The sequence below is a fragment of the Nocardia sp. NPDC051911 genome, assembly GCF_040681035.1.
Lineage (GTDB): Bacteria > Actinomycetota > Actinomycetes > Mycobacteriales > Mycobacteriaceae > Nocardia > Nocardia sichangensis.
The window spans coordinates 1-17,364 of sequence record NZ_JBFAXY010000015.1 but is presented as its reverse complement, the minus strand read 5'-3'; the positions used below and the strand labels follow the sequence as shown (position 1 = coordinate 17,364).

The 17,364-nt window shown below is 68.7% G+C and carries 16 protein-coding genes; 6 read left to right on the top strand and 10 right to left on the bottom strand.

Going from position 1 to position 17,364, the window contains the following annotated elements:
• Positions 1 to 127 precede the first annotated feature (127 nt).
• On the top strand, positions 128 to 673 hold the full coding sequence (locus AB0L97_RS19700; protein ID WP_355079939.1) for a transglycosylase family protein: 546 nt from the start codon (positions 128 to 130) through the stop codon (positions 671 to 673).
• A gap of 83 nt (positions 674 to 756) precedes the next feature.
• On the opposite strand, the gene AB0L97_RS19695 is transcribed toward AB0L97_RS19700, so the two are convergent.
• On the bottom strand, positions 757 to 3,759 hold the full coding sequence (locus AB0L97_RS19695; protein ID WP_355079941.1) for a UPF0182 family protein: 3,003 nt from the start codon (positions 3,757 to 3,759) through the stop codon (positions 757 to 759).
• Positions 3,760 to 3,969: 210 nt separating this feature from the next.
• Between AB0L97_RS19695 and AB0L97_RS19690 the strand changes: the two genes are divergently transcribed.
• The gene (locus tag AB0L97_RS19690) at positions 3,970 to 4,551 is read left to right on the top strand and encodes a PPA1309 family protein (protein WP_355079943.1); all 582 of its coding nucleotides are present in this window, start codon (positions 3,970 to 3,972) and stop codon (positions 4,549 to 4,551) included.
• Between the two features lie 152 nt (positions 4,552 to 4,703).
• Here the strand turns inward: AB0L97_RS19690 and AB0L97_RS19685 are convergent, their stop codons facing one another.
• Positions 4,704 to 5,729, bottom strand: a complete 1,026-nt coding sequence (locus tag AB0L97_RS19685; protein WP_356960796.1) for a PDZ domain-containing protein — start codon at positions 5,727 to 5,729, stop codon at positions 4,704 to 4,706.
• Between the two features lie 127 nt (positions 5,730 to 5,856).
• On the opposite strand from AB0L97_RS19685, the gene AB0L97_RS19680 reads away from it, so the two are divergent.
• The 3 genes from AB0L97_RS19680 (at position 5,857) to AB0L97_RS19670 (ending at position 9,933) form a co-directional block, all read left to right on the top strand.
• Positions 5,857 to 7,269, top strand: a complete 1,413-nt coding sequence (locus AB0L97_RS19680) for a zinc-dependent metalloprotease (protein WP_355079947.1) — start codon at positions 5,857 to 5,859, stop codon at positions 7,267 to 7,269.
• An 85-nt stretch (positions 7,270 to 7,354) separates the two neighbouring features.
• Positions 7,355 to 8,230, top strand: coding sequence for a hypothetical protein (locus AB0L97_RS19675; protein WP_364431396.1), 876 nt, complete (start codon positions 7,355 to 7,357; stop codon positions 8,228 to 8,230).
• A 359-nt stretch (positions 8,231 to 8,589) separates the two neighbouring features.
• Positions 8,590 to 9,933: an AarF/UbiB family protein gene (locus tag AB0L97_RS19670; RefSeq protein WP_364431393.1), complete on the top strand. Its 1,344-nt coding sequence runs from the start codon at positions 8,590 to 8,592 to the stop codon at positions 9,931 to 9,933.
• Positions 9,934 to 10,235: 302 nt separating this feature from the next.
• On the opposite strand, the gene AB0L97_RS19665 is transcribed toward AB0L97_RS19670, so the two are convergent.
• The 6 genes from AB0L97_RS19665 to AB0L97_RS19640 all read right to left on the bottom strand — a co-directional run bounded on the left by AB0L97_RS19665 (position 10,236) and on the right by AB0L97_RS19640 (position 14,795).
• Entirely contained in the window at positions 10,236 to 10,520 is a 285-nt protein-coding gene (locus AB0L97_RS19665; RefSeq protein WP_355079970.1) for a WhiB family transcriptional regulator, read from the bottom strand.
• A gap of 175 nt (positions 10,521 to 10,695) precedes the next feature.
• The gene (locus AB0L97_RS19660) at positions 10,696 to 11,034 is read right to left on the bottom strand and encodes a hypothetical protein (protein ID WP_355079953.1); all 339 of its coding nucleotides are present in this window, start codon (positions 11,032 to 11,034) and stop codon (positions 10,696 to 10,698) included.
• A gap of 113 nt (positions 11,035 to 11,147) precedes the next feature.
• Complete coding sequence (locus tag AB0L97_RS19655; protein WP_364431389.1) at positions 11,148 to 13,295, bottom strand: ATP-dependent DNA helicase UvrD2; 2,148 nt, start codon at positions 13,293 to 13,295, stop codon at positions 11,148 to 11,150.
• Positions 13,296 to 13,455: 160 nt separating this feature from the next.
• Complete coding sequence (locus AB0L97_RS19650) at positions 13,456 to 13,923, bottom strand: MarR family transcriptional regulator (RefSeq protein WP_355079957.1); 468 nt, start codon at positions 13,921 to 13,923, stop codon at positions 13,456 to 13,458.
• Between the two features lie 9 nt (positions 13,924 to 13,932).
• Positions 13,933 to 14,376 (bottom strand): EVE domain-containing protein, encoded by a 444-nt coding sequence (locus AB0L97_RS19645; RefSeq protein WP_355079959.1) that lies wholly within the window; start codon positions 14,374 to 14,376, stop codon positions 13,933 to 13,935.
• On the bottom strand, positions 14,373 to 14,795 hold the full coding sequence (locus AB0L97_RS19640; RefSeq protein WP_364431384.1) for an SRPBCC family protein: 423 nt from the start codon (positions 14,793 to 14,795) through the stop codon (positions 14,373 to 14,375). The genes AB0L97_RS19645 and AB0L97_RS19640 overlap by 4 nt, the downstream gene beginning before the upstream one ends.
• An 84-nt stretch (positions 14,796 to 14,879) precedes the next feature.
• Between AB0L97_RS19640 and AB0L97_RS19635 the strand changes: the two genes are divergently transcribed.
• Positions 14,880 to 15,143, top strand: a complete 264-nt coding sequence (locus tag AB0L97_RS19635; RefSeq protein WP_355079963.1) for a mycoredoxin — start codon at positions 14,880 to 14,882, stop codon at positions 15,141 to 15,143.
• A gap of 35 nt (positions 15,144 to 15,178) precedes the next feature.
• On the opposite strand, the gene nudC is transcribed toward AB0L97_RS19635, so the two are convergent.
• Together nudC and AB0L97_RS19625 are read right to left on the bottom strand one after the other, a co-directional pair.
• A complete protein-coding gene (nudC, locus tag AB0L97_RS19630; protein ID WP_364431380.1) occupies positions 15,179 to 16,084 on the bottom strand; it encodes an NAD(+) diphosphatase in 906 nt (301 codons plus the stop codon).
• Between the two features lie 45 nt (positions 16,085 to 16,129).
• Positions 16,130 to 17,185 carry an NAD-binding protein gene (locus AB0L97_RS19625; RefSeq protein WP_355079967.1) on the bottom strand — a complete coding sequence of 352 codons (1,056 nt, stop codon included), beginning with the start codon at positions 17,183 to 17,185 and terminating at the stop codon, positions 16,130 to 16,132.
• Positions 17,186 to 17,364 lie beyond the last annotated feature (179 nt).

Sequence of the window (17,364 nt, the reverse complement as noted above, 5' to 3'; positions counted from 1 at the left end):
GCTCGAACTCGAACCGCCGAACACCGGTGACCCTGTCCCGCGGCTCGAGGATCCCCGACGACCTGGGGACAGGGACACGGCAGTAAGCACGATCGCCGTGCCGGCGGGCGCAGGGAGGGAAACGACCATGACTGAGAACCGGAAGATCAGCACCCGCGCCATCGGCTTCGCCGCCATCACCGGCGCTCTTGTTGCCGTCCCGTTCGCATTCTCCACCGCTTCCGCCTCCGCGGCCACCCACGACTGGGACGGCGTCGCGCAGTGCGAGAGCGGTGGCAACTGGGGGATCAACACCGGAAACGGCTACTACGGTGGCCTGCAGTTCTCGCAGAGCACCTGGGCCGCCAACGGCGGCAAGGGCTCGGCCCACACCGCCAGCAAGGCGGAGCAGATTCGCGTGGCGGAGAACGTGCTCGCCACCCAGGGCCCCGGCGCGTGGCCGGTGTGCGGCCGGTACCTGCGCCAGGGCACCTCCGAGCCCGAGACGCTGGCCCCGGCGGAGGAACTTCCCGCCGTGCCCGAGCCCGCCCAGCCCACCGTGAGCGCGGCGCAGTCCGTGGTCGAGAAGGCCAAGTCCGCCGCGGACGAGCTGGCCGAGCAGTACGGCCTGAAGGGACAGTTCGAGCAGATCTTGAGCCAGAACAGCGCGCTGATCGACTCCCTCGGTCGCTGACCCATCCCGCGCCGAAAGAAAGACGCCGCCATCGCGATGATGGCGGCGTCTTTCTTCGTGCCGGTCCTATCCGGCGGCACTACTCAGCGGCCGGCGTCCTGATACGCCTTGACCGCGGCGTCCAGCTCGTCCAGCGCACGGCCGAAGTCCTGGAAGTTCCCGCTGCGCATGGCGTTGCGCACGTTCTCGATCTTGCGGTTGAGCTCGGCCGCCGCGGCGTCCTTGGCGGCGGACGATCCCGTCGCCGGTGGCGGGACCGAAGCGGGCGGCGGTGTCGAGGCGTTACTGGTCCCGTTGTTGCCGTTCTCGGCGGGGACCGGAGTGGTGCCCGGCTTGGGCCTGGTGCCCGAGTCACCGCCGAACGGCGTCGCCAGCGCGCCCGCGCCGGGGATCACTTGGTTCAGCGCGTCCGCCAAAGTCGAGGCGTAGCCCACCTTGACGTTGCCCGCCTCGTCGCGATAGCTCACCAGCACCCGCAGCAGCTGCGGGAAGGTCGCCGTGTTCGGCCCGGTGTTGCGTTCGTTGTAGAACGGCTCCACATAGAGGATGCCGCCGTCCGCGACCGGCAGGGTCAGCAGATTGCCATATTTGATCTTGTTCGAATTGGACAGCAGCGTTTTCTCGCGGGACACCTCAGGCGAGGTCGTCATCCGGTTCTGCGTCTGCTGCGGACCCAATGTCTGTGTGTCCGTTGGCAATCGAAGAATCGTGAATTTCCCGTAGCCGTCCGGGTCGGAACGCACCGAGATATAGGCCGCGAGATAAGGCCGGTTGTAGCCGGTCATCGCACTGGTCAGATTGAACGTCGGCTTGTTCGTTTTCGGGTCGCCCAGCAGCACGTAATACGGCGGCTGGTTGGCGGTGGTCCCGCCCTCGGTGGTCGGGTCGGCGGGAACCGACCAGAAAGCGTTGTTGGTGAAGAATTCTCGGGGATCGTCCACGTGATACTTCGACAGCATCTCGCGCTGCACCTTGAACAGATCCTCCGGGTAGCGGAAGTGCGCCCGCAGTTCCGGCGAGATCTCGCTCTCCGGCTTCACCGCGCCCGGGAACACCCCGCGCCATGCCTTCAGCACCGGGTCCGAGGAGTCCACCTCGTAGAGCGTGACGCTGCCGTCGTACGCGTCGACCGTCGCCTTCACCGAGTTGCGGATGTAGCTGACCGCCTTACGCGGCAGCAGCCGCCCGGTCTTCTTGTCGATGCTGTCCTCCAGCGCGCCCTCCAGCGAGGTGGTCTGCGCGTAGGGGTAGTTGTCCAGCGTGGTGTAGGCGTCCACGATCCAGACGATCCGTCCGCCGACAACCGCGGGGTAGGCGTTGCCGTCGGTGGTCAGCCAGGGCGCGACCTTCTGCACCCGCTCGCGCGGGCTGCGGTTGAAGATGATCTTCGAGTCGTCGCCGATGGCCGAGGAGAACAGGATGTTGCGCTCGGCGTACTTGGCCGCGAAGGCCAGGCGGTTGAACCAGTTGCCGATCGGCACGCCGCCCTTGCCGGTGTAGGTGTACTGGGCGGTGTCGGAGTCGTACTCGCGCGGACGCTGGCCGTCCATCGCGCCGACGATCGCGTAGTCCGGGTTCGCCTGCGAGATCAGCTCGCCGAAGTAGACGCGCGGCTGGTCCACCTTGATCCGCTGCTTGTCCGCCGGCGTGAACAGATCGCTGACCATGAAGATCGGATAACCGCCGTCGCCGCTGCCCCCCGCGGCATTCGGATCGTCCGACGGCGGCTTGTTCACCCGGTTGGCCGGGGCGGCGACGAAGCCGTTGCCGTGGGTGTACACGGTGTGACGGTTGATCCAGTCGGTCTGGTTGCCGCTCAGCGCCGCGGGCGAGAGCTCCCTGGCGGCGACGATGTAGTCCTGGACGTCACCGTCGAGGTTGTAGCGGTCGATGTCCAGCGACTCCGGGAAGCCGTAGAAGTTCTTCAGCTGGCGCAGCTGCGTGAATGTGGGCGAGAGGATGTTCGGGTCGAGCAGCCTGGCGTTGCCGACGGTCGCGGCGTCGACCGGCACCTCGAGCGGGCTCTTGCTGCTCTCGCCCTTGTAGTCCTTGTAATCGATCCTGTCGTCGGTGATGCCGAACGCCTGCCTGGTGGCGGCGATGTTGCGTTCGATGTACTCGCTCTCCTTGTCCGCGGCGTTCGGCCGCACCGAGAACTGTTCGACCACCAGCGGCCACACCGCGCCGACCAGGATCGAGGACAGCACCAGCAGCGCGGCGGCCATCGCGGGCACCCGCAGATCGCGCAGCACGATGCCCGCGAAGAAGGCCAGCGCGCAGATCACCGCGATGGACAGCAGGATCAGCTTGGCGGGCAGCACCGCGTTGATGTCGGTGTAGGAACCGCCGGTGAAGGTGGGTTCCTTGCGGCTGCTGGAAAGCAGTTCGTAGCGGTCGAACCAGTAGGCGATCGCCTTGAGCAGGACGAAGATCCCGGCCAGTACGGCGAGCTGGATGCGCGCGGGGCGGGTGAGCGTGCCCTCGCGGCCGGTCAGCCGCAGGCCGCCGAAGACGTAGTGGGTGACCAGGCTGGCGAAGAACGCGATCACCACCGCGACGAACAGCCAGTTCAGCACCATCCGGTAGAAGGGCAGGTCGAAGGCGTAGAAGCCGACGTCGAGGCCGAACTCCGGATCCTTCTCGCCGAACGATCCGCCGTTGAGGAACAGCTGCACCGTCACCCAGTTCGACTGCGCCACCAGACCCGACAGCAGACCCAGCAGCACCGGGATGCCGACGCCGAACAGCCGCAGCCTGCTCATCACGGTGGTGCGGTAGCGCGCGATCGGATCGTTCGGACCCGCCACCGGCACGAACACCGGCCTGGTGCGGTAGGCCAGCAGCAGCGCCAGCCAGACCACCAGGCCGACGAAGGCCGCCACGACGAGGAACAGCAGCACCCTGGTCCGCAGCACGGTGAGATACACGTTGCGGAAGCCGACCTCGCCGAACCACAGCCAATTCGTGTAGGTGTCCGTCAACCGCGGCCCGAGCAGCAGTAACGCCGCTAGGACGATGGCCGCCACCAGCAGCACACGGCTGCGTCGGGACAGCGAAGGTAAGCCGGTGGGGGGCCGCATGCCCACGATGCCACTCTCCAAGGTCCGGCGACGCTCGCACCGATACGCTCGGCCGATGCGCCGCAGTCCGATGTTGCGGGTGGTCCTTCCGGACCGTCTCGGCCCACTCTACGGAAATCGGACACCACGCAGCTGGCAGGGTTGCGCTTGCCGCGCCGGGGAACCGATCGCCCGGGTTTCCGGCTGTCCGCGCCTGCGGTTTGATTGGATGTTCGCGTGACCCCAGACCTGCACGCCGAACTCGTCCTTGCCCGATCCGTCCGGGAGGTGGCGGAATTCGTCGATGCCGAGGGGTGGGGCCGTCCCCCGCAGATGTTCGCCCTGGTGCCGACCGCGGATCTGGTCGCGGCGCAGCCGGAACTGGAGGATCAGCTCGACGAGGGCGACGAGCTGACGCCGGTCGCCCAGGAAGCTTTCCCGGACGACATCACCGGCGGCTCGATCGCCCTGGACGAATTCCTGGCCACCACCAGTTGGCCCCCCGCCGTCCGCGGTTGCGTGCTGGTGCAGGAGATCGTGGTGCTCCCTCCGGACGCCGAATCGACGCTCGACGACGCGCTCGCCCCGCTGCTGGCCGACCACGATGCCGCCGACGCGGCCGCGCGCGCCGCCGCCGAGGCGCACCCGGAGCGCCGGGAGGCCCGGTTGTTCGCCGCGGTGCTGCGCGACGGCGCGTCGCTGTGCCTGTTGCAGCTGCGCCCCGCGGACGACGCGGACGATTTCGGCGACCTCGACCTGCGCACCTACCCCAATCTGGCGCCGAACCTCGTCGAAGCGCTGCATCACACCCTGGAGTGAAGCGCTGACGCTCCGGTGCGGCGCTGCGCGGCCCGATCGCGGTTCAACGGCCGGGCGCGCGGCGTTCTTCGGTCGGGATCACCAGCCGCTGCGCGGTCCGGGCGAGTCGCGCGGCTTCCGTCGCGGGTTGTCGACCGACCGAGCGATCCGGCTCACCCGCAGCCGACCGGTTCCTTGCCGGTGTTGATCTCGTTGAGCGACTGCACCGCGCCGGTGAGTGTCTCGACGCGCACCAGCCGCAGGCCGTCGGGAGTCCGCTGTTTGGCCTCGTCGCAGTTGGCGGCGGGGACCATGAAGGTCTCCGCGCCCGCGTCCCGCGCGGCCATCATCTTGTACTGGATGCCGCCGATCGGCCCCACCTTGCCGTCCTGATCGATGGTTCCGGTGCCCGCGACGAACTTGCCGCCGTCCAGTTCGCCGGGGGTGAGCTTGTCGATCAGGGCCAGGCTGAACATCAGACCCGCCGAGGGGCCTCCGATGTCGGCGAGATTGAACGCGACCTCGAGCGGCGGCCGGGCGCCCTCGCCCGGCGTCACGCCGAGGTAGCCCTTGGCCGGGTCGCCGGGGCGGGCGCCGAGCACGATCGACGCGGTCTGCTCGGCGTTGTCGCGCCGGAAAACCACGGTGAGCGTGCTGCCGGGCGCCTGGGACGAGACCGCGGTCACGACATCCTTGGGGGTCGTCATCGGCGTGCCGTTGATGCTGATCAGCTCGTCACCCGCGCGCAGCGCGTCGTGGGCGGGCCCGTCGTCGGACACCTTGCGCAGCAGCACGACCGTGGGCAGGTTCAGGTAGTGCAGGGCGGCGACCTCGGCGTTGCCCTCCGAGTCCTTGAAGTCCTCTTGGTTGGACTTGTCGATCTCCTCGCGCGACACGCCGGGCGGGTAGACCTCCGAGCGCGGCACCAGGCCGTGCTTGCCGCTGGCCCAGAAGCCGAACGCCTCGAAGATGCTCAGCCCGTCGCGCACCGACACCGTGGTCATGTTGAGATGACCCGTGGTCGGATCGATCTCGGTGCCCCGCACATCGACGACGTCCTTGCCGTCCACCGTGCCGAGGGTGTTGAAGGTGGGGCCGGGCCCGAGTGCGACGAACGGCACAGTCAGTACGCTGCCGACGACACCGAGCACGAGCACCGGGATCAGTGCGGCCACCAGGGTGAGGATCCGACGATTCACCTGGACCACAGTAATGACAGCCCGCGGCGTGAGTGGGCGGAGGCGGTCATTTCGCCCGGGCGCGCCGCCTCCGGTTTCGCGCCGCGCGAACACAGGGACGCTGTGCTACACGCGTAACGTGAAGAGCATGAACGACCTCCCCTTCGGATTCTCGAACCGCGACGACGACGATCGCAAGCGCGGTGACGAGCCGAGCGGTCCCGGCCCGAACGACCCGTTCGGTTTCGGTATCGGTGGGTCCGGCGCGGGCGGGTTCGACCCGGCGCAACTCGGCCAGATGCTGACCTCGCTCGGCCAGATGCTCAGCGGCATGGGACAACCGGGCTCGGCGCAGGCCGGGCCGGTGAACTACGACGTCGCCAAGCGGCTGGCCCGCCAGCAGCTCGGCCCGACCGTCGCCCCGGTGAGCTCGGGCGCCGCGAGCGCGGTGACCGACGCCGCGCACCTCGCCGAACTCTGGCTCGACGGCGCGACCACCCTGCCCGCGGGCGCCGCCAAGACGGTCGCGTGGACCGCCAACGACTGGATCGAGCAGACCCTGCCCACCTGGCAGCGGCTGTGCGACCCGGTCGCCGAGCAGATTTCGGGCATGTGGACCGCGGCGCTGCCGGAAGAGGCCAGGCAGTTCGCCGCGCCGATGGTCGGCATGCTTGGCCAGATGGGCGGCCTGGCCTTCGGATCGCAGCTCGGCCAAGCGCTCGGCCAGCTCGCCAAAGAGGTACTGACCTCCACCGACATCGGCCTTCCGCTCGGCCCCACCGGCACCGCGGCGCTACTGCCCGCGGCGATCTCGGAGTTCAGTGCCGGACTGGAGCAGCCGGAAAGCGAGATCCTGGTGTTCCTCGCCGCGCGTGAGGCCGCCCACCAGCGGCTGTTCGCGCACGTGCCGTGGCTGCGTCAGCAGGTGCTCGGCGCGGTCGAGGACTACGCGCGCGGCATCCGGATGGACTTCTCCGCGATGGAGCAGGCCGCGCAGAACATCGACCCGATGTCGCTGACCGATCCGTCGAAGCTCGAGGAGATCTTGGCCCAGGGCACGTTCGAGCCGCAGACCACGCCCGAGCAGAAGCAGGCGCTGGAACGGCTGGAAACGCTGCTGGCGCTCATCGAGGGCTGGGTGCAGGTGGTCGTCGCCGACGCCGTGGGCGACCGCTTGCCCGGCGCGGGCGCGCTGGCGGAGACGCTGCGCAGGCGGCGCGCCACCGGCGGTCCCGCGGAACAGACCTTCGCCACGCTGGTCGGGCTGGAGTTGCGTCCGCGCAAGCTGCGCGAGGCGGCGGCGCTGTGGCGCAGGCTCACCAGCGACGCGGGCATGACCGCCCGCGACCGCGTGTGGGCGCACCCGGACCTGCTGCCGGATTCCGACGACCTGGACTCCCCCGCCGGTTTCATCGACTCGGTCATCGGCGGCGGCGCCACCGTCTTCGACGACCCGCTGGCGCAATTGGCCGAAACCGAGGCTCGTGAGCGAGCAGCACGCGAGCAAAAGGACGACGACACCGGCCCCGACCTGGGCAAAGAAGGCGGCGAATCCTCCTGATTCAGGCTGTGGATGACGCGAAATCCTGTGGATAACCAAGGATTTCGCCACGGGCCGCACCCCCCGGGGTTCGCATACTGATGACATGACAACGATGTGTCGTGGTCCTCGATTGCGGCCGCGGGTTACCGTCCTGGTCCGCCCGACCGGCGTCGTCCAACTCGGTTGCGATCCGGAAACCGCCGTGGTGCTCGATCCGGAAGGCATGGACGCGGAGACCGTCGTCACCTTCCTCCGCCTGCTCGACGGTCTGCGCACCAAGCCGCAGATCATCTGGCGCGCCGGAGAATGCGGTATCGATGCCGAACGCGCCGTGGCATTGCTCACGCTGGTCGACGAAGCCGGACTGCTGGACCACCCGGAGGACCGGGCCGGTCACGTGCGAACAGTGCGAGTACACGGCCTCGGGCCGCTGTCGGACGCGGTGTCGGTCGGCTTGCGGGCGCTCGGTATGCGGCCGAGCCGTTCCCGGGACTACCCCACCGGTACGGCGACGGCGCGGTCCTGGGGAGTGGACCTCGTGGTGCTCGCCGACACGCTGATGCCCGACCCCCGACTGGTGAGTGATCTAGTGCTGCACCAGATCCCGCATCTTTCACTGCGCATCCGCGACAGCAAGGGCGTCATCGGTCCCTTGGTGTTGCCGGGCGTCACCAGCTGCCTGCGCTGCGCGGACCTGATCCGCGCACGGAACGACACCGACTGGCCACACCTGGCGGCCCAACTACTCGGCCGCATCGGCCACGCCTCCCCCGCCGGAATCGCCGCCACCACGGCAATCGCCCTCGCCGAACTCGAAACGATCATCGACTGCTCGCCCCGACGAACCCCCGCCACCTTGAACGCGACGCTGGAACTGGACCTGGACTCCCACACCCTCGATCGCCGCCGATGGGACCGCCATCCCGACTGCGGGTGCGTGCACCTTTCCGCAGCGCACGGCGTCGGAATACCGCCGTGATGCCTCCACCCAGGAACTCATCTGGCGACCGCGAGCACGAACCGCATCGGTCCACCCCAACGACTACGACGTCGGTCACTGACTCCGCACCGTGGGCGTGGCGGGCGCGGGACAAGATCACCTTCGCCGCGCTGGACTGGCGGCCGGAGGCCTCGCTGAAGCTGATCTGCCCTGGATGAGCCCCGCCATCCCGAACGCGACTCTCGAACTGAATTCGGATTCACACCCTCGGTCGGCGCGGACGCGACCGGTACCCCGCATGCATGTGCGCACTCGTTTCCGCAGGTCATGGGCACTGAAGCCGATGGTGATCAAGATTGCCGTGGCCGACCGGCCGGTCCGTCCGCCATGATGGGTACGTGTCTGAGATCGTGCGCCGTCGCTCGTCCCGCAACGCCAAGTTGGCCAAGATTCCACTCGGCATAGCCGGGCGGGCGGCCGTGGGGTTCGGCAAGAAGCTCGCCGGAGGCGACAAGTCGGAGATCAACGCGCAGCTCAATCAGAAGGCCGCGGAGCAGCTGTTCACGGTGCTCGGCGAGCTCAAGGGCGGCGCGATGAAGTTCGGGCAGGCGCTCAGCGTGATGGAGGCCGCGGTCCCCGAGGAGTTCGGCGAGCACTATCGCGAGGCGCTCACCAAGCTGCAGGCCGCCGCGCCGCCGATGCCGGCCGCGACCGTCCACCGCGTGCTCGACCAGCAGCTCGGCACCCAGTGGCGGACCCGCTTCCGTGAGTTCGACGACGCCCCGGCCGCGTCGGCCAGCATCGGGCAGGTGCACCGGGCGGTGTGGTCGGACGGGCGCACCGTCGCGGTGAAGGTGCAGTACCCCGGCGCCGACGAGGCGCTGCGCGCCGATCTCAAGACCCTGTCTCGCATGTCCGGTCTGGTCGCTTCCGTGATCCCCGGCGCGGACGTGAAGCCGATTCTCGCCGAGATCACCGAGCGCACCGAAGAGGAGCTGGACTACCGCAACGAAGCCGCCAACCAGCGCGCATTCGCCAAGGGCTTCGACGGGCACGCCGAGATCGTGGTGCCGAAGGTGGTGGCGAGCGCGCCAAAGGTGATCGTCACCGAATGGCTGGACGGCGTCCCCGTCTCCACGATCATCAAGCAGGGCGCCGAGGATCCGGAGGGCACCCGTGCGCTGCGCAATCGCGTCGCGGGGCTGATGGGCCGGTTCCACTTCTCCTCCCCGGAGGTGGTCGGACTCCTGCACGCCGACCCGCACCCGGGCAATTTCATGATGCTGCCCGACGGCAAGTTGGCGGTGATCGATTTCGGAGCCTGCGCACCGATGCCGGACGGTTTCCCCCCGGTGCTGGGCCGAATGCTGGCCCTCGCGGTCGAGGAGCGATTCGCCGAACTCACCGAACTGCTGTACGACCACGGCTGGGTGATCCCCGGCCGAGTGGTCACCCACCAGGAGATCGCCGACTACCTGCGGCCGTTCACCGACCCGATCCAGGCCGACTCGTTCCACTTCACCCGCAGGTGGATGCAGCGGGTCGCGGGCAAGGCTTCGGAGATCTCCAGCCCGGAGATGAAAACCGCACGCGCACTGCAACTTCCGGCGCAGTACGTGATGATCTTCCGGGTACTCGGCGGCTCCGTCGGCATCCTGGCGCAACTCGACGCCGAACTGCCGTTCATGCAATTGGTCCGCACCTGGATGCCCGGCTTCAGCGAGGAACGCACCGCCTCCTGAGCAGAATCCCCTCGAACTCGGTCGAAGCGATAACCCCCGCGCTGAACCGCGCAACTAAAGCGCGCAACTAAAAAAAGAAACTTCACGCCATCCCCGGCCCCGTCGGGTGCGAGTCTTACGAGCACCGTTCGCGGCCCGTCTCGCGGCCGCGAACACGCAGCGCCGCAGGCGCTGCAAAGCAGACCAGCCGCCCACCAGACAACGGTGGGCGGCTGGTCTGCTTTCTCGTTCGTTGGCTCGGCCCGTGCCGGGACCGACCGAATCGAGCACATCGACCGGAGGGAGGGAAGTCACTCCCCGGCTCATGCCGGGACCGCGACCTTGCGCGGACGACCACGCGGACGCTTGCGGGCGATCACGACACCCTGGTCGAAGATCTCACCGCCCCAAACACCCCATGGCTCACCACGATCCATGGCGGCGCTCAGGCAGCCCTTGCGGATCGGGCAGGTCGCGCACAGCGCCTTGGCCTGCTCCAACTGGACCGGGCTCTCGGCGAACCAGAGGTCCGGGTCTCCAGCACGGCAGGGCAGGACCTTGGTGATCTCCTGGGTCCGAGTAGGCGACGCCACGGTTCGGCATGTCACGTCAGTAGTGGCCTGCGGCCAACTCTGTGCGGTGAACACGTCGTTCTCCTTCAGCTCGTTTGCAGCGGTTCGTTTGTTGTGGCGAAACCGGTGCCGGTCGGCTGAAGGGCCGGAGAATACTGGCCACGGTTTCGCTGTCTTGCGATCCGTGGCCAGGAGGTCGGGGAGGAGTTCCCTACCTAGGTCGACATCTGTGTCGAGTCCTGTTCACGGTCGCTGGGTGTGCGGTGCGGAGGCGTGCTGCCCGCGGATCCGCCGGCTCGAAGCCGACTTCATCCGCGAAGACACCGACTGCTGCCTCGACAGCCGTCGGGTGCCAGCCCGCGCTGGGCTTGCCCTGAATCTGGGTGCGGTTCGACGCATGCATGGCAAGGCAATTCACTTGCGTGCCGGACATGCCGAACGCACCGATTCCGGACAGACCGATCCCCTGCAAGGCGAGGATCCCCCGGGAGGCCGCCATGGGCGCATAGACCGCAACGCCACTGGCGCCGAAGTTCATGATGTTGTCCATTGCTCTGCCTCCCTCCTGTACTCGTTGTGTGTCGGTAACTGTGCGCGCCGAGATGCCCTCCCGGTGCGTGAAATCCACCATAGGCAAGATCGTCGAGCGGGACAACCTATTTTCTACCTGCGGTTTTGTGATGTGGATCGAAGCCGGGACGCCACGATCGCGAGCACATCTGCGCCGAACTGGTCGATCTTCTTCGCGCCGATGCCCGCGATCGCGGCCAGCGCGGCGTCGTCGGCGGGCTGTTGTTCGGCGATCGCGGTGAGCGTGGTGTCGGTGAACACGACGAATTCGCGCACCCGCAGCGCCTCCGCCTTCTCCGCACGCCAGTCCCGCAGTGCGGCAAGCAATTCCGCGTCCAGCTCGGCCGGGCAACGGCGGCAGCGGCCGAGCATGGTCGCGTAGGTGCCGATCAGCGGTTTCGCGCAGACCCGGCAGGTCGGGCGGACACCGTTCGGGGCCGACGGCGGTGCCGCGATCCGCGAGGCGGGCGAATCATCCGGCACGAGACCGTTGAGGAAGCGCGAACGCCGCCTGCTGCGCCTGCCGCCCTCGTTCCTGGCCAGCGCCCAGGACAGCCGCAGATGTTCGCGCGCCCTGGTGACCCCGACGTAGAGCAGCCGCCGTTCCTCCTCGAGCGCCGCCTCGTCGGCGACGGAGCCGTCGTCGGCGAGGACGTGCGCGATCGGCATGGTTCCGTCCGACAGCCCGACGAGGAACACCGCGTCCCACTCCAACCCCTTGGCGGCGTGCAGGGAGGCCAGCGTGACGCCCTGCACCGTGGGTGGATGCCTGGCCTCGGCGCGAGTCGCGAGCTCGCGCAGCAGCCCGGTGAGGTCGAGCCGGTCGTCGTGGCCGACGAGTTCCTCGGTCAGCCGCACCAGCGCGACCAGCGAGGTCCAACGTTCACGCGCCTGGGCGCCCGCGGGTTCCGTGGCGGTAAGGCCGAGCGGCGCGAGCACCGCGCGGACCAGCGAGACCAGGGAGTTGCCGCTGCGCGCCTGGTCGGGCAGGTCGTCGCGGGCGGCGGCTTGCCGCAGTGCCTGCACGGCCTGCCTGACCTCGGCGCGCGCGAAGAAGCCCTCGCCGCCGCGCACCTGGTAGGGGATACCGCGCTCGGTGAGCGCCTGCTCGTAGCTCTCCGAGTGGGCGTTGATCCGATAGAGCACGGCGATCTCGGCGGTCGGTGTGCCCGCCGCGACGAGCCGGCCGATCGCCTCGGCCACCGCCGCGGCCTCCGCCGGCGCGTCGTCGTATTCGGCGAACACCGGCTCGGGCCCGTCGGCGCGCTGGCCGATCAGTTGCAGCCTGGTGCCCGCGATGCGCCCGCGCGCCGCTCCGATCACCCGATTGGCCAGCGACACCACCTGCGGAGTCGACCGATAGTCGCGTTGCAGCCGGACCACGGTGGCGTCGGGGAAGCGCCGGGAGAAGTCCAGCAGGTAGCTCGGCGTGGCGCCGGTGAACGAATAGATGGTCTGGTTGGCGTCGCCGACGACGGTCAGGTCGTCGCGGTCGCCGAGCCAAGCGTCGAGCACGCGCTGTTGCAGCGGGGTGACGTCCTGGTACTCGTCGACGACGAAACTGCGGTAGCGGCCGCGGAATTCGTCGGCCACCGCCGGATAGTCCTCCAGCGCTGCGGCCGTATGCAGCAGCAGGTCGTCGAAATCCAGCAGCAGCCCGTCCGGCGTCGCCTTGAGCTTCTCGTAACCCGCGTAGACGTCCGCGACACGCAGTGCCTCGTAGGGCGTCTCGCGCCGCTGCTTCGCGACCGCCGCCGTGTAATCCTCCGGAGCGATGAGCGAGGCTTTCGCCCACTCGATTTCGCTCAGCAGGTCGCGCACGCTGTCGGTGGCCGTGGACAGCCCGGCCTGGTGCGCCGCCTGCGCGACGATCGGGAATTTCGCATCGATCAGCCGCCACGGCACGTCGCCGACGATCTGCGGCCAGAAGTACTTCAGCTGCCGCAACGCCGCCGCGTGGAACGTCCGCGCCTGCACCTGGGTCGCTTCCCCGCCGAGACCGAGGGCCCGCAGCCGGGTCCGCAGTTCCCCAGCGGCCCGAGCGGTGAACGTCACCGCGAGCACCTGATCGGCTTTGACGTGCCCCTGCGCGATCTGATGCGCGATGCGATAGGTGATGGTCCTGGTCTTTCCGGTGCCCGCGCCCGCGAGCACGCACACCGGGCCGCGCGGTGCTCGCACGGCGGCGGCCTGCTCGGGATCGAGGTCTGCGAGGTCGAGAGCGGGCACGCGATCCATCATGACAGCGCCCACCGACACACAACCGGTCGCGGTCGGGAGCAGCCGCTCGCGAGCAGACCGGCACCGAGGCAAGAGACGGCATCGGCGCGGTAGCCGTGCGCCGCACGCGACCGCCCGTTGTACGCCTCGTCGGCGCTTCGGGCGGCCGGGCGCGTGGCGTTCAGCGGTCGCTCAGCAACCGCAGGGAACGAGCGAAGGGGGCGCTGTCTTGCGAGCCGAGCGGCGCGAAGAACTCCGCGTCGCATTCCTCCACCGCGACGATGGCCCGGTTCACCAGCGCCACGCCCGCTTCGGTGGCGACCAGGGCCTTCGCCCGGCGGTCGCTGGGGTGGTCGCGGCGTTCGATCAGACCCTTCTGCGCCAGGGCGCGCAACACCTGAGAAGTCATCATCGGATCGGTGGCGGCGTATTCCGCCAGGTCACGCTGCCGGACCGGATCTTCGCGGCCGGCGGCGAGGTAGGTGAGCGAAGCCAGCAGCACGAATTGCACGTGGGTCAGGTCGAAGGGAGCGAGCGCCGCCCGCTGTGCCGCCTGCCAGCGGTTGGTCACTTGCCACAGCAACAGTCCGGGACTTTCCTCTGCCGCGCGAAATCTGGAACGCAGTCCGCCGTCCCCCGCCTCGTGCATCGGCCTCCCTCACTCGTCGGTCATCTCCCGCGCGATCAGCGCGTAGTCGTGCGGGCTGAGTTCTATCAGGCCACGACGCAGGATCATCCCCCAGTTCGGCACGCTGGTGAGGTCCAGTTCGTCACGCAGCGTATCGATCGGCGCCTCCCGCGCTTCGGCTCGGTAGCTGACCGAACGGCGCCACGGCCGGAAGCAACCGCCGTCCTGCGGGTCGGCCTGCCAGGCCGGGTGGTCGTCGATGGTGCCGATCGCGGTGAACGAGCGCACCGGCGCTCCGGCCCGCATGCCCTCGCGCGGCGAGTAGTACACCAATCCGTCGCCCGGCCGCATGCGTTCCACCGCAGCGCGCTTGCCGTGGTTCGCCTGGGCGATGCCCAGCTCGACACCGCGCCGGACATGTTCCCTGGACACGACGGCAAGCCAGTACTTCGTGCTCGAACCGGTAGCACTCATGCCGGGACCCCCTCGGCGACGGCCACCAGTGCGTCCAGGTCGGGCTGCACGGATTTCGCCAAGTCGGCGCCCAGGATCTTGATCCACAACAAGCGCAGCGGTCCGTCGATCGAGACCGTGACGGTGACCGTGGTGCGGTTTTCCGCGACGGCGACCTCGTGGGCGAAGGTGAGCCGCGCGCCGAACAGCTTCGAGACGTCGACGAACTCGCGATCGGTCAGACGCGCGACGACGAACCGGATCTTCGGGCCGCCTTTCGGCCGCAACGTCCCGGTGGCGCCCTCGGCGAACGGTCCGTCCAAGCGCACCCACTCGGTGTCGGTGTTCCACTCCGGCCAGGTGGCCATGTCGGCCCAGCGGGCGAAGAAGGCGGTCGGCGGCGCACTGGAGGTGGCCTGCGCGGTGGCGATGATCGTCATGCATTTAGTATGCGCGCATACTAAATGTCGCGCAAGTCGGGATATCGTTCGAGTCGGAACAGTGCGCGGACGTCCGGCGTTGCAGTGTCCGTGACTGACGCGAACCCCACCCTGACGATGTACTCGACCACCTGGTGCGGCTACTGCCGCAGGCTCAAGAAGCAGCTGGACGAGGCGGGCATCGGCTACGTCGAGATCGATATCGAGCAAGACCCGGCGTCGGCCGAATTCGTCGGCAGCGTGAACGGGGGCAACCACGTCGTGCCCACCGTGAAGTTCGCCGACGGTTCCACCGCGACGAACCCGTCGCTGGCGGCGGTCAAGCAGGTCCTCGCCGGTCTGTCCTGATCAGCCGCCGCGCGCGGGTCGCATCGGCCCGCGCGCTAGTCGATCGCGGCCCAGGATTCGATGATCGTGCGCGCGATCGAGATCGAGCCGGGCAGCAGCAACCGGGCGCCCCCGTCCCGATTCGACCAGTCGCCCACCGCCAACGCTTCGCGCACCTGTGCGCGGGTGAACCAGTCGGCCTCGGCGATCTCACCATCGGTGAAGGTCAGCGGCTGTGTGGGATCGGCCACCGCGGCGAAGCCGAGCATCAGCGAGCGCGGGAACGGCCACGGCTGGCTGCCCAGGTAGGTGATCTCGCGCACGTCGAGGCCGACTTCCTCGCGCATCTCGCGCTCCACGCAGCGCTCCAGCGACTCGCCCGCCTCGACGAACCCGGCCAGCAGCGAGAACAGCGACTTCGGCCAGCTGGCCTGGCGGGCGAGCAGCACCCGCTCCCCACCGTCGTGGATCAGGCAGATCACCGCCGGATCGATGCGCGGGAACTCCTCGTAACCGCTCTCGGTGACGCGCGACCAGCCCGCCTTGGCCGACATGGTGACGGTGCCGTCCGCGCCGTGGAACCCGGCCTTGTCGTGCCAGTTCAGCAACGCGATCGCGGTCGAGAGCAACGCGGCGGTGCGGTCGTCGACGGCGCCGCCGGCCAGCGCGCGCAGGTCGGTCAGCGCGCCCTCCAGCTCCGGATCACGCACCGCCCACAGATGGACGCCCTCCTCTACACCGAGGAACACCGCGTCCGGGCTCGGCTCGGCGGAGAACTCCACGGCCGGGTCCAGGATCAGGGCGCTTTCGTCGAGGCGCACCTGCCCGCGGCCGTTGATCCGCAGGAGTCTGGCCTCGGCCCAGCCCTCCTTCAGGGCCTGGGCATCACCTCGGATGTGCTCGGCCCGGTCGACGACAGAACGGGAGAGCAACGGAACGCTATTGAGCTGAAATGCCGACACGGTTCGAGACTATCGCCGAAGCTGTGCGGCCGGTTCGCGCCGGGGTCACTTGCCCGCTCGACGGATGTACAACAGCTTGTCGCCCGCCTCGACCGCGTCGACTTCCGGCTCGCCCACGCGGTAGAGCACCCCGTTGCGCACCACGCCGAGGACGATATCGCTCAGATGCCGTGGCGAGCCGCCGATCTCGGACGGCTCCACCTCGCGTTCGGCGACGGCGAAGCCCTCCTCCGGGGTGAGCAGGTCTTCCATCATCTCCACGACCGTGGGCGTGGTGGTCGCGATGCCGAGCAACCGGCCCGCCGTCTCCGAGGACACCACCACCGAGTTCGCGCCGGACTGGCGGACCAGGTGGGTGTTCTCCGCCTCCCGGATCGAAACCACGATCTTGGCGGCCTTGTTCAGCTCCCGGGCGGTCAGGGTGACCAGCACGGCGGTGTCGTCGCGATTGGTGGCAACCACCACCGAGTCGGCGTGCTGCACACCGGCCAGCCGCAGCACGTCGGACTGGCTCGCCGAGCCGTGCACCGTGACCAGCCCGGCGTTCGCGGCCGCCTCCAAGGCGACCACGTCGGTGTCGACAACGACGATGTCGGCGGGCTGCACCCCGTCGCCGAGCATGGCGTCGATCGCGGTCCGCCCCTTCGTGCCGTATCCGACGACCACGGTGTGATTGCGCACGGTGTGCCTCCATCGCTGAATCTTGAAAGCCTGCCGGGAACGTTCGGTCAGCACGCCCAGCGTGGTTCCGACCAGGACGATCAGGAACAGGATGCGCAGTGGGGTGATGATGACGATGTTCGCCAGCCGCGCCTCGGGCGTCACCGGGTGGATGTCGCCGTATCCGGTGGTCGACAGCGACACCGTCGCGTAATAGAACGCGTCCAGGAACGACAGTTCGTTGCCCGAGTTGTCGTGGTACCCGTCGCGTCCGAGGTAGACCACCAGCGCTGCCAGGAACAGCAGCCCCGTCGCGAACAGCACCCGTCTGGTCAGCGAAATCCACGGACTGGTCTGCACTTCCGGGATGCGCAGCAGACCGACCAGGGCGAAATCGGGCCTGCTGGCCAAACCCAGGCTGCGCGCTCGGTCACCGAACACCGGGCACACCCGTCGTTTCGTCGCTCGTGTCGGTCATACCCGGTAATCCTTGTCCCTCCGGCACACCGGGGAGCCTACTGTGTTGGATTTGCCGCGACTGCGTCGCGGCGTGTTCGCGGCCCCTTTGTGGCTCGCGTTTGCGCGGCCGCCGCTTGCTCCTTCGTCGCGTACGCGGCGGC

What these genes read in the sequence shown, in the direction of transcription:
- AB0L97_RS19700 (WP_355079939.1), top strand. Translation starts at nt 128, where the DNA reads ATGACTGAGAACCGGAAGATCAGCACCCGCGCCATCGGCTTCGCCGCC.
- AB0L97_RS19675 (WP_364431396.1), top strand. Translation starts at nt 7,355, where the DNA reads ATGACAACGATGTGTCGTGGTCCTCGATTGCGGCCGCGGGTTACCGTC.
- AB0L97_RS19680 (WP_355079947.1), top strand. Translation starts at nt 5,857, where the DNA reads ATGAACGACCTCCCCTTCGGATTCTCGAACCGCGACGACGACGATCGC.
- AB0L97_RS19640 (WP_364431384.1), bottom strand. Translation starts at nt 14,795, where the DNA reads ATGACGATCATCGCCACCGCGCAGGCCACCTCCAGTGCGCCGCCGACC.
- AB0L97_RS19660 (WP_355079953.1), bottom strand. Translation starts at nt 11,034, where the DNA reads ATGGACAACATCATGAACTTCGGCGCCAGTGGCGTTGCGGTCTATGCG.
- AB0L97_RS19645 (WP_355079959.1), bottom strand. Translation starts at nt 14,376, where the DNA reads ATGAGTGCTACCGGTTCGAGCACGAAGTACTGGCTTGCCGTCGTGTCC.
- AB0L97_RS19655 (WP_364431389.1), bottom strand. Translation starts at nt 13,295, where the DNA reads ATGATGGATCGCGTGCCCGCTCTCGACCTCGCAGACCTCGATCCCGAG.
- AB0L97_RS19650 (WP_355079957.1), bottom strand. Translation starts at nt 13,923, where the DNA reads ATGCACGAGGCGGGGGACGGCGGACTGCGTTCCAGATTTCGCGCGGCA.